General features: G+C 63.9%; 7 protein-coding genes and 1 tRNA gene. 1 reads left to right on the top strand and 7 read right to left on the bottom strand.

From position 1 onward, the window contains the following. Positions 1 to 124: 124 nt before the first annotated feature. The gene (locus ACQR1F_RS26335) at positions 125 to 5,344 is read right to left on the bottom strand and encodes an alpha-2-macroglobulin family protein (RefSeq protein ID WP_434914137.1); all 5,220 of its coding nucleotides are present in this window, start codon (positions 5,342 to 5,344) and stop codon (positions 125 to 127) included. A gap of 475 nt (positions 5,345 to 5,819) precedes the next feature. On the opposite strand from ACQR1F_RS26335, the gene ACQR1F_RS26330 reads away from it, so the two are divergent. Continuing rightward, positions 5,820 to 5,896, top strand: a tRNA-Arg gene (locus ACQR1F_RS26330). Positions 5,897 to 5,961: 65 nt separating this feature from the next. Here the strand turns inward: ACQR1F_RS26330 and ACQR1F_RS26325 are convergent. The 6 genes from ACQR1F_RS26325 to ACQR1F_RS26300 all read right to left on the bottom strand — a co-directional run bounded on the left by ACQR1F_RS26325 (position 5,962) and on the right by ACQR1F_RS26300 (position 11,055). Then, positions 5,962 to 7,110, bottom strand: a complete 1,149-nt coding sequence (locus ACQR1F_RS26325; protein ID WP_434914136.1) for a tyrosine-type recombinase/integrase — start codon at positions 7,108 to 7,110, stop codon at positions 5,962 to 5,964. A gap of 3 nt (positions 7,111 to 7,113) precedes the next feature. Next, positions 7,114 to 7,284, bottom strand: coding sequence for a hypothetical protein (locus ACQR1F_RS26320; protein WP_434914135.1), 171 nt, complete (start codon positions 7,282 to 7,284; stop codon positions 7,114 to 7,116). Positions 7,285 to 7,566: 282 nt separating this feature from the next. Continuing rightward, positions 7,567 to 7,839, bottom strand: a complete 273-nt coding sequence (locus ACQR1F_RS26315) for a hypothetical protein (protein ID WP_434914134.1) — start codon at positions 7,837 to 7,839, stop codon at positions 7,567 to 7,569. A 144-nt stretch (positions 7,840 to 7,983) separates the two neighbouring features. Then, positions 7,984 to 8,166 carry a hypothetical protein gene (locus ACQR1F_RS26310; RefSeq protein ID WP_434914133.1) on the bottom strand — a complete coding sequence of 61 codons (183 nt, stop codon included), beginning with the start codon at positions 8,164 to 8,166 and terminating at the stop codon, positions 7,984 to 7,986. After that, positions 8,163 to 9,176 (bottom strand): hypothetical protein, encoded by a 1,014-nt coding sequence (locus ACQR1F_RS26305; RefSeq protein ID WP_434914132.1) that lies wholly within the window; start codon positions 9,174 to 9,176, stop codon positions 8,163 to 8,165. The genes ACQR1F_RS26310 and ACQR1F_RS26305 overlap by 4 nt, the downstream gene beginning before the upstream one ends. 1 nt (position 9,177) lies before the next feature. Beyond that, positions 9,178 to 11,055, bottom strand: coding sequence for a hypothetical protein (locus tag ACQR1F_RS26300; RefSeq protein ID WP_434914131.1), 1,878 nt, complete (start codon positions 11,053 to 11,055; stop codon positions 9,178 to 9,180). Positions 11,056 to 11,246: the final 191 nt, after the last annotated feature.

Here is an 11,246-nt window from a genome sequence, read left to right as displayed (position 1 = left end):
CGCAGAAGAATCCACGCCATGCACCATGTCCAGTCTGTCTGAACCGGACAGCCGTGGGACAAGCCCGGGCATGACGGAGTATGTGGCTCCGTCCTGCGCCCATCACCGCTCGTTCCAGCCTCGCTCATTTCGCCGCGCGGACCTCCACGGACCCCGTCCCGGTCCGACCATAGCGCGACGGATTGTACATGTCCTCGACATAGGCCTGCGGCAGCACGTATTTGCCGGGCGACACCGCGCGCACGACGTAAGCGACCGTGAACACGGACTTGGAATCCGCGGCGCGGTCGAGCGCGGCGGTGAAGCGGTCGTCGCGGAACTCGGTATTGACCGGTTCCTGGCCGTCCTCGATCCAGTCGAGCGTTCCGCTGTCTCCCGACGACACCAGATGCGGATTGTCGATCTCCAGCCCCGCCGGCAGATAGTCCGACACCATGATGTGCCCATATTCCGGCTTGGCCTCGGTGACCTTCAGCACGACAGCGAAACGGTCGTTCTGCTTCGCGGTTCTGATATCCGCCGGCTTGCCGTCGAGCGTGTAGTAGCCGCGCTCGATCTTGAAGCCGTTGGACGCCGCGGGCTCCGGCGTCAGCGGCGAGCCGGACACCGAGACCACCGCCTGCACCGGCGCATCGCCGGTATTGGTGATCTTCAGCGGCTGGCCTGAGAGCTCAGCCGCCTTGTAGCTACGGTACAGCGCCTGCTTCACCGCCTGGCCGTTCACGTCGAGCGTCAAGGTCTCCTTGGCGAGCGCCCGCGCCGCCAGCACCATCCACGCATTTTCCTGCGTCGAGGTGTAGGGCGTCAGCCCGCGCGCGGCCTCGACGCGGGCCACCGCCTGCGTCAGCGTCGCGCGCGGCGCATTGCCCTCGCCCGCCAGCGACACCAGCGCCGCGGCATCGCGCAGGTCGGAGCCGTAGTCGGTGCGGCCGAACACCAGCACCGGCTTCGGCGCGAGGCTGTCGGCTGCGGCACCGTAGACCCGCTCGGCGCGGGCGCGATCGCCGACCAGCGCGAGCGCGGCGGCGAGTTGCGCCTTGGCAATTGGAGTTGCCAGATTGCCGAGCTTGGTGTCGGCGAGATAGCGCAGGTCGCCGATCGGCGCCGCGCCGTTGCGCGCCAGGACGTAGAGGCCATAGGCAAGATCGCGGCCTCCTGTCTTCTCCGGCTCCTCGGCATTGACCACCGAGTTCCTGACGCGATCCAGCGCGCTCTTGAACAGCACGTCGGGCACCGCAAAGCCCTTTTCGCGGGCGCGGGTCAGGAAGTCCGTCACGTAGGCGTCGAGCCAGGGATCATCGCCGCCGGCCGACCAGAGGCCGAACGAGCCGTTCGAGCCCTGCCGCGCCAGCAAGCGATCGATCGAGTCGCGGATGCGCTGATCGACCTCGGTGTCCATCGCCAGATGCGCGCCGGCCGCGAGCTCATTGACATAGAGCAGCGGCATCGCTCGGCTGGTGATCTGCTCCGAGCAGCCGTGCGGGTAGCGGTCGAGCGCCTTGAGGATCGTCGCCGCGTCGAGCGCGGTCGACAGTCCCGCCGACAGCGACACCGTGCCGGTGCCCGCCACGAGGTCGGAGAACATGTCCGACGTCAGCGTCAGGCTCTCGCCCTTGGCCAGCGTCCGGATCGAGCGCCGCGCCAGCACCTGTGTCGCCGGCTTGACATCGAGCTGATAATGCCGCGCGAGGCTCAGCCCGTTCGGCCCCTTGATGTCGACGTCGAGCTGCGCCGTGCCGGTGCCCGAGGCGTCCAGCGGCAGGGTCGATGAGCCCCGCTGCTTGGCCGCAAGCTTCAACGTCACATTGGCATTTCCGGAGACCTTCACCGGACCGCTCGCCTTCACGGCCACGACATAGTCTCCGGGCGCGCCCTCGACATTGTCGACGTCGAATGACAGCGTGCCGCGGTCGCCCGACAGCAGGAAGCGCGGCAAGGTCGCGGTCAACACCACGGGATCGCGCACGGTGACATCGATGTTGGCACGGCCGACCTTGGTCGCGCTCCACGCCACCGCCATCACGCGCGCCGTGCCCGCGAACTCCGGAATGTCGAAGCTGACCTCAGCCGTGCCGTCCGGTCCGACGGTGACGATGCCCGAATACAGCGCCAGCGGTTTCTGCGTCGGCGGCGAGCCCTGCAGCTCGGCGCCGCCGGAGTCACCGCCGGACCGGATCTGGCCGCGCGTGCCCTGCATGCCGTCGATCAGCTGGCCATAGAGATCGCGGATCTCGGCAGAGAGCTGGCGCTGGCCGAGATAATACTCGTCCGGCGCCGGCGGCTTATAGTTGGTGAGGTTGAGAATGCCGACATCGACCGCCGCGATGACGATCTTGGCGTCCTCGCCGGGATTGAGGCCGCCGATCTTGACCGGGATCTTCAACGCCGAGCCCGGCCGCACCAGTGCCGGAGGTGTCAGCGCGACATTCAACGTGCGCGCCGACTTGTCGATGCCGAACCAGGCAACGCCGAGCGCGCGGCCCGGCATGCGCTGCGCGGCAGCATCGAGCGGACGGCGCAAGGTCGTCACGACATAGGCGCCCGCGCCCCAGTCCCTGCCGACCGCGAGCTTGACCTGGTTGGTGCCTTCCTTGACCTCGGTGGTCTGCGTCGTCAGCAGCCGGTCGCCAAGCACGTTGACCGTGAGCTTGCCAGCGGTGCGCGCATTCACCGTCACCACCATGGTGTCGCCCGACTGGTACTGCGGCTTGTCGAGCGAGGTCTCCAGGAGGTCAGGCGTATCGGCGCTGCCCTCGGTGTACCAGCCGACGTCGAACTGCAGCGACGTCACTGGACCGTCGGCCTCGGCCGACTTGATGTCGAGCCGATAGCGTCCGGCCTCCGGCTGGAAGCTCAGCCGCGCCGGCTTGTTGGCGGCGATTGCGACGTCGCCGTCACCGACGCGTTTGGTCGACTTCACCGGCTCATACTCCCAATAGGAGTTCTGCCGGTACCATTGATAGCGAGACTCGATCTTCAGGAGCTCATAGCGCAGGCCATTGCGCGCTAGCGTCTTCCCCTCGGGCGAGACGAACACGATTTCGAACTCGGCCTTGTCGCCCTCGCCGACACTCTTGCCGGAAAACGACGGCTTGATGCCGATCTGCGCCGCCTTGGGCGCCACGGGGAGCACCAGCTTGCGCTCGACGGCGCGGCCGCCGGTCTCGGCCATGCGCACGAAGATCTGCGCCTCCTGCGGCCGGCTCGACGACGGCGGCTTCGGCAGGCTGACCGGGAAGGTCGCCGCGCCCTTGTCGTCGGTCTCGGGCAGCCCCTCGATCGGCGTGCGCTCGTTGGAGGCGCTCTCCTCGTCGGCGACGCCGAACTGATAGCCGGGGAAGCCCGGCCGCTCCGAGGCCGTGGTCACCAGCAGGTCGCCTTCAAGCTGCAGGCCGGAGGCCGGCGCACCATAGAGGAAATGGCCGTCGACCTTCACCTCCACCGGAGTCTCAGCCTTGATCTGCTTGTCCTTGGAGGACAAGTCGAATTCCAGCCGCTCGGGGACGTAGTCCTCGACCATGAACGTGGTCTCGCCGACCGCCGTCCCCTTCGGATCGGTGAAGGCGCGGACGCGATAGGTCCCGGTCGGCACTGCCGAGTTCAGCGCCACGCTGAACGAACGGCCGCCGGCGCCCTGATCCGGCAGCACGGCGCGGCGGAACTCGACGCCATCGGGACGCTCGACGACGAGCGTCAGCGGCGTGCCGGTCATGGCGTTGCCCTTGCCGTCGCGCAGCAGCGCGGTGAGGTAGACCGTCTCGTTGGAGCGGTAGACGCCGCGCTCGGAATAGACGAAAGCGTCTGGCCCCGTGGGCGCCTCGCGCCCGGCGACGCCGCGATCGGACAGGTCGAAGGCGGACGTCTTCAGGCTGAGGAAGGCATAGTCGGTCTTCTCGCCCGATACGGTCAGCATCGCCGGCGACAGCCCCCCCTCGCCACGCGCCAGGCCCGTCTCGAACAGCACGTGGCCGGCGTCGTCGGTCTTGCGCGTCGCCAGGATCTCGTTGTTGCGTGCCACCAGCCGCACCTCGGCGCGCGCGACCGGATCGGTCGACGCCAGCGAGTTGACGAACACGTGGATGCCGTCATTGCCGGAGAACGCGGCGACGCCGAGATCGGACACGATGAGCCATTGCGTCGCGAGCTGGCCGCCACTGTCCTCGTCATTGCCGCTGGTCGGGCCCTTCGGCGCCGCCGTCATCACATAGACGCCCGGCTGCATGTCGCTGATCGCCTGGTCGACCGGGAAAGCGGTCGTCACGTCCTGGTTCAGGGTCATCGCGGTCGACAGCTCGCCGCTCCACACCTTCATGCCGCGCTGGTCGCCGAGATCGCTGAGCTGGTAGCTCGACAGCGGCCGCTGGAAGTCGCTGTCGATGACGGTATTGATCAGGTTGCGGTCGCCGATCCGGAACACATTGATGTTGACGGCTGGCGTGTTGACGCTCACCAGCGGAATGCCCTTCTGCCCGGTGCGCGGCAGCACATAGGCCTTGCCGGTGAAGCGCACGAACGGCTTGCGGTCGCGGACATAGATATTGAACTCGGCCGATTTCGGCAGGCTCTCCTTGACGCCCGACGGCAGTCCGGCGCGCAGATTGATGTTATAGCGCTCGCCATGTTTGAGGCCCTCGACGCAGAGCTGCTTGTCTTCCGATGTCAGCGCCGGCTTGTCGTTGCCGGCCTGCGCCACGAAGGGCGAGAAGTCGGTGCGCTTGGCGAGATCCTCGGAGAACTGGAAGCAGGCGCGCGGGCTGGCCGAGTCCGAATCGACGGTGTAGTCGAGCAGCCTGAAGCCGTGCTCGTCGCGCATCCGCTCATACTGGCCGCGGACATCAGCCACCTCGCGCAGCTCGAGCGACATCCGCAGCGTATCCAGCGCCGGACGCCACAGCTTGCGCTCGGCCATGGTCTTGCCGAGCACCGCGAGCGCGTCGGCTTCCTCCCCGGCATTGCCGGCGCGCTGATAGGCGATGTAGGCGGCCGTTGAGGCGCGCTCCAGCAGGAAGGTCTGCTCGGAGGTGTTGATCGGCTTGATCTGGTTCAGCACGGTGCGCGCCAGCCGCAGCCAGTTGCCGGAATCGTCCGGCGCCGCGGTCGCGATCTGCCCGAGGATCTGCAGGCCGGTGCGCAGGTCGTTCCGCCGCAGCGCCGCGTCGGCGTCCGTGCGCAAGGTTGCCAGCGGCTTGTTCACCGCCCCCGCCTCGCCCTTGATCTGCGCCTCCAGCTTGATCGCGGCATCCGCCAGGTCCTCGCGCTTGAACGCCTTGTCGGCGGCGTGGGCGGAGGCGAGACCCAGCACCATGATGGCGCAGAGGGCGGCGGCGCGGACCAGACCGATCATGGGGCAGCTCCTTGGACGGCGATTTCGGCGGCTGTTCGGGACAAGCTGAGGGATGTCCGGGTTTGGCCGATTCGTGGCGAGAATGGACGCGAAATGGTGACGGACTGATGGCAAAGGTTGCAGTGGACCGCTGAGCGGCCCGTCGCAGGCGCGATCATCGGCATGCACATGCGACAGGAAAATCTGTTCATCGACGGGCAATTCACGGGACATGGCATACAGACAAGCCGCGGCGGCCGCTGATCCGACGCCGCTGACGCGCAAATGGGGCGATAGACCCACCTCCGCCTCCGCTTGGTCTCCCCGGGCCTCCGTCGGGTTCGGCCGCTCTTGGCGAAACGGAAGATTTTTCATATGACCCGTGCTATGGAAAGCGCGCTGGCCGGACGTCGCCCTCCGGCACCCATCCCATGACGCTCATCCTCCGGACGTTCATCTTGGGATGGTCACCCGGCGATGCTCGTCTCGCGACGACGGTCCCATAGCTCAACTGGATAGAGTAGCGGATTTCTACTCCGCGGGTTGCAGGTTCGAGTCCTGCTGGGATCGCCAGTCCTTGAAAATTCTCGTTTGATTTCAGCGTATTGCGGCGGCGTTAGTCGCCGACTGTCCGGCGGTTAGTCACTCGACGTTGCGGTTTTGATCTCAGATACTTTCGCGAGCTTCATCATCGCGGCCTCCGCCGCAGACTCCTGTTCAACTTCGTCGATGTAGACCTGCACTTGATCGAGTGAGCTATGACCAGAAACGGCCATCAGTTCGACTCCGGTCGCCCCTGCGTGCGCCAATGCGGTCAAGGCGGCCTTGCGGAGACCATGCGCGCGATAGTTTCGAACGCGCCCGTCATCGCACAGAACGGGTTCCAGATCGGCCGCGCGGCACCAATCTGCGAACTTGTTGCCGAAGGCGGCCGCGGAGGCGAACGGCCGACCATAATCGTTGACGAGGAACGTCAAAACGCCATCGGCTCTCGCCTCACTCGGCACGGCATCGAGAGCCGCCTGCAATTCCGGCATGATCCTGATCTTCAAGATTTTGCCGGTCGTGCGGATCGTCTTGTGCGGTCGCCAAAGCAGCTTGCCCTCGCGGATATGCTGCTGACCGATCAAGTGCGCGTCGTACCGACGAGCCGCGATATTGAGCAGAAGTTCAAGAGCCAGACGCGCCATGGTCCCGAGAGCATGACGCTTGCGAAACTGAGCTACCTGAGGCTCGAGCCAAGTCATATGGCCGTGGCTCCTCGGTCCATCGGCCTTGACAGTCTCGATACCCTCGCTTGGATCATGCACAAGATGGCCCTTGGAGATCGCAAATCGGATCAGAAAGCGGATCGCCTTGAGGCTGTTCTTCTGCGCATTGGCGGTCTTGCCTTCCAGAAAATCGGTGATGCTCTTGGTCTGGATGCTGGCGATACTGTTGTCGCCGTAAACACGACCGCTCGGCGTCTTGAATTCGCGGAAGTGATCGATGATACGGCGCCATGGTCGCTGCGTATCCTTGGCAAGACCCTTGAGGAACGCGTCACTCTTGAACAGCGCAACCGCTACAGCATTGACCGTCCCGGCCTTGGTGCGGCTGGCTCCGATTTCGATCGGCGAGTTACCCCCACTCTTCTCCAGAAGAGCATGGTAGTTCGCCATGAACTCGGCTGAGCCTGGATGTCCCTTGATCGTGACGCGCTTGTGCCCTCTCCGGCGAAAAACATATCGGCGCTTGCCACGCGAATCGATAAAGCTGTTGACGTACTCAAGCTCGACCTCAGCCATGGCTCAGTCCCACTCGCTGGATGGTGCCGCTTTCTCCGGAACATCGGTCTTGCCCGGAATGATGACGATCTTACCCTTGACGATCTCGACATGACAATTCGCACCGGACTTAACCGCGGCCTTGATTGCCTTCGTCACATCAGATTGCCGGAAGTTGTGAACGCCTTTCGACATGATGTTGTCCCTTAACGTGATTTTGGCCTCTTATGGGGAGGCGCACCTGAGTTGCCAATTAAAAGGTTCCCGTTCTTACGGGTGCCCGCGCGGAACCTCCGCCCAAACCCGGCATCGCCCAGTGTGGCCGCTCGAACCCGGAATGACAGATCAGCCGCTTCATCGAGATTCCGACACCTTCTGAAACGCAAAATGGCCCGCGCTTCGAGAGCAGCGGGCCAGTTTTGCGGACGGTCGTGCAGCGATGGTCAGTCGCCGGATTTATTGGCGAGCACGGAACCGCTACCTTTCGGCGCCGACGCGTTCGGCATCGAGCGCGAGGATCGCGGCGATGATGCCATCACCATCATCGAACGCAGCTCGCTCAACGACTCGGCGCTTTGCAGCTAGACCGGCCTGAGAGAACGCTGGGGTGGCCACCAGATGCCGCTCTAAGGTGCACAGCGCGTCAAGTGCCGCGCCGTCGATCGCCTCTGTAGCGCCGCCGCAGCGGCCCCACAGGGCATCGTGCCGAGCAGCCATCGCGAGCAATTCGTTGTCGGTGTTGGCGGTCATTTTTCGCTCCATTTGAGGAAGTGTGTCACCGATCGACCGGATGACTCTCCGATCGTCTTTCGGTAAGCGAACCACTCCCCGCGATCTCGCGCAATCGCCAACATCGCGACTTTTGGTGCGGTTTATCGAACCAATTTGGTGCGATTAGTTTGCGTAGCTGATGCCGGCGTTACGCCAGCCGGCATCAAGCAATTCGCGGCCGAGCATCGGCAAATCGCTTTCCAGCACCTTTCCGTTGTGACGGTGATACTTTGCGATGATCTCGCGCGCGACATCTGGATCAGCATCGGCAGACACTGGATGCAATTCGAGTTTGTGGTGGCTCATTTTGTAGTTCCTTTCTCATCGGGGAGCGGCCTCGACTCGGGCCTTTGTTCCGTCAGGCTTGCGGCCCGGAAGTCCGCCTCCCTCCGTTGAGCGGCTTTCGCGGCCCGCTCGACATCCGCAAACGCTTTCGAGGTTGCAGCAGCCTCAGATGCTTCGATTCCTGAATGCCAGTACTGCCATCGCGAAGCGAGCGCCGACTCTGCAGTACCAGGCCTCGAAAACGTTTCTCCGTTGATCTTGGCGCGTGTCACGAAGGCTCCAGACGCCTGCTCGCGCGCAGCAAGACCGCCGCTGGCGTTGTCTGTGGCACCTTGGGCGAGATTCGAGCCGGCGAGCGCCCCGGAGATGCCACGCTCAAGCATCGCGTTGGTGTGAGGATTCTCGACCGCACCGCGTCCCATCGAACCCTCAGCATAGTATCCACGACCGCCCTGGTGCCAAGTGAGTTGGGCACCGAGCGATGTTCCCCGGACAATGGCGCGGTTCATCGCTGACTCCGCGATGGCTTGCGTGCCAGCTGCATTCGTCCCCTGCTCATTCGCCATGATCCGCTTCAACTTAATCCGCAGCTGTGGATCTGCCTCCAGCTCGTTAGCGAACCTCGACCGCTGATCGCGAAGCGTGCCTGATACCGGAGCGCTCGGCACCGCTTGCGCCGCGGTGGCCGGATGGTGCGCGCCGTGTCGGGCGCGATCGGCGATCGATGCGCCGGGATGGCCCCGGCCACGATCGACCATGTCGCGCAGAGAGGCCCCGCGGTGCGGCGCGGACAGTCGGTGGTGCGGTTTGGCCGGCGAGACCTCATCATGCCGGTCTGCTTGGCCAGGCGCGTCTTTGCGGCCCGGTAGGCCACGATCGCCATCAAGCGGTGAAGACGATGAAAGATCGATTGACAAGGTATCATCACCGAGATCGGCAACTTCGACCTCTCTGCCGATCAAGGCCTTGGTGACAACGGTTCCGACGCGGCGATCGCCGACGAAGATGCCACCTGTGCTGGTTGTCGCCATTTCAGATGTCCGCGTAGTTATGATCTCCGGCGAAGTACCGCCCCGAACCATCGGGTGTCGGCGCTCCAGTCGGGTAACCGTACATTCGCTCAAGCTGGTCGGAGATGGCCTGAGCGAGTGTCTGACCATCGATATTCAGCGCCATGGCATTGTGGATCGTCACATTGCGATCGATGCTCGGCATGAACCGCATCGGCGCGGCGTGGTTGATGCCGTTGAGGAAGTCCTGGTCGGCCTTGGTCTTGGGCGCCGAGACGCCGCCGAACAGCCCCTTCACCTTGTCGTAGAGACCGGTGATGGTGCTGAGGAAGGACGCGATCGCATTCTTGATCCCGTCGAACATTTCGACAACACCATGCCAGGAGACCGCCGCAAGACTGGAGATCGCCTTTCCCACCTTCTCAAAATCGGAGACAACGGTGCTCCACTCCGCCGCCACGAAAACGGCGAGCCCTGCCGCACCAGCGATCAGCAATCCTGGCAACGTGATCAACGATGCGATGAAGCCAGCGATCGGGACGGCGACCAAAGCGACCAAACCCACCGCAAGAGCGCCGATGGCTTTCATTGCTGTCGTGATCGTCTCCGGCTGCACTCCGGCAAGCGCATGGTTGAGACCGGCCATTGCGCCGGTCACACCCGATAGGGCCGCGATCACCGGACCGTTCGGGGCCATCAAGGGGCCACCGAGCGTCTGCAACAGGTTCGTCCATTGCTGATCGAACTCGCGCAAGATGGTCGGGTAGTCGCGCCTGCTCAGTTCGGCAAAGGATGGAGCCAACGCCATCGCACCCTTCTGCAGGCCGATGTCCTTTTCGAACGGCGAGTTCTCGCCCTCGTGGTAGCGACCCTGCAGCGCCATCTCGGTGATGACCTGCGAGGCGGTGCGCACCGGCATCATCTTGGCGATCGTAGCGATCACGTCCTGCTCAGAAGTGACGCCCTTTGCCGCTAGCGCGGGCATCAAGACCTGCTGCACCCACTCATACGGATTGCGAAGAAACAGATCCTTACCTTTGATCTCCGTCTGCGATTGGCTCGAGCCTTCAATCTGGGTGGCGGTGCCGAGCCCCATCTTGGCGAATTCCTCCGCCGCGGTCTTCGGCATCTGTCCCTGCACGATCTTGGCGAAGGCAGACATCAGTGCATTGCCCGGACCGCCAGAACCGTTACCGCCTCCGGCACCGCTACTGGCCATGCTCTGCATCAGACGTGGCAGCGCACCGCCGACAAAGGCCTCATCCCAGCCAAGCGTGGCCGTGCGACCATACTTGAAGGTCGACATGAACATCTGCGGCGTGACGCGCCCGCCAGTCGCTTCGATGACCTTCGTCATCGTGTCGACATAGCTGGAGAACTCAGCAGGGTTATAGGTCAGCCCCTTGCCTTCAAGAGACTTCACCAGCTCCCAGACCTCATCCTTGCCACCGCCTTTCACCGTGTTCAACACGGCGTTGGCCCGCGAAATCTGATCGAGATTTCCCATCGCGACATCCGGATTGCCGAATGCATACCGCAGCTCGCGCAGATGTTTCAGGTTCTCAGCGTAGGTGGTGGTGATGACGCTGGTAGAGGTTTGCATGGCCTTGGCATTGGCATCGTTGATTTCGCCAACGCTCATGCCTGCAGCCTTCATCAGCTCCAGCTGGTGATTCACGTCACCGCCGGCCTTCGCGATGGAGACGAGCCCACGCAGCATCTCGCCACCGGCCAACGCACCAGTCGCCAGCAAGATCGCCGGCTTCCAGCCCTCAAACCCCTTCGTGATTGCACTGATCGGTGCCCGCAATCCCAGAAGATCACGGGTGATGACCGCAAGAACGGAAGAGACTCCGTTCTGCAGGACCAACGAAACACCAACCTTGTAAACTTCAGCCATTTTCACAACTCCTTCGCAAAACGAGCACGCGAAGCCGCGCCGTACATCCGGGCTGCGATCTCGCGTGACGCTTCGCTGCTCGCGGTCGGATGGGCCGGAGCGCAACTGTTGGCGAGCGCAGATAAAGGACAATCCGCGCTCGCCGCAGGTCTGATCGTCGGGTGCCGATCAGCCGACGGAGCAGACTCGGA

The organism is Bradyrhizobium sp. HKCCYLS3013 (assembly GCF_051167615.1).
In the GTDB taxonomy this organism is placed as follows: domain Bacteria; phylum Pseudomonadota; class Alphaproteobacteria; order Rhizobiales; family Xanthobacteraceae; genus Bradyrhizobium.
Note: the sequence above shows the minus strand (reverse complement) of the source record. Positions and strands in the feature narration are given on the sequence as shown.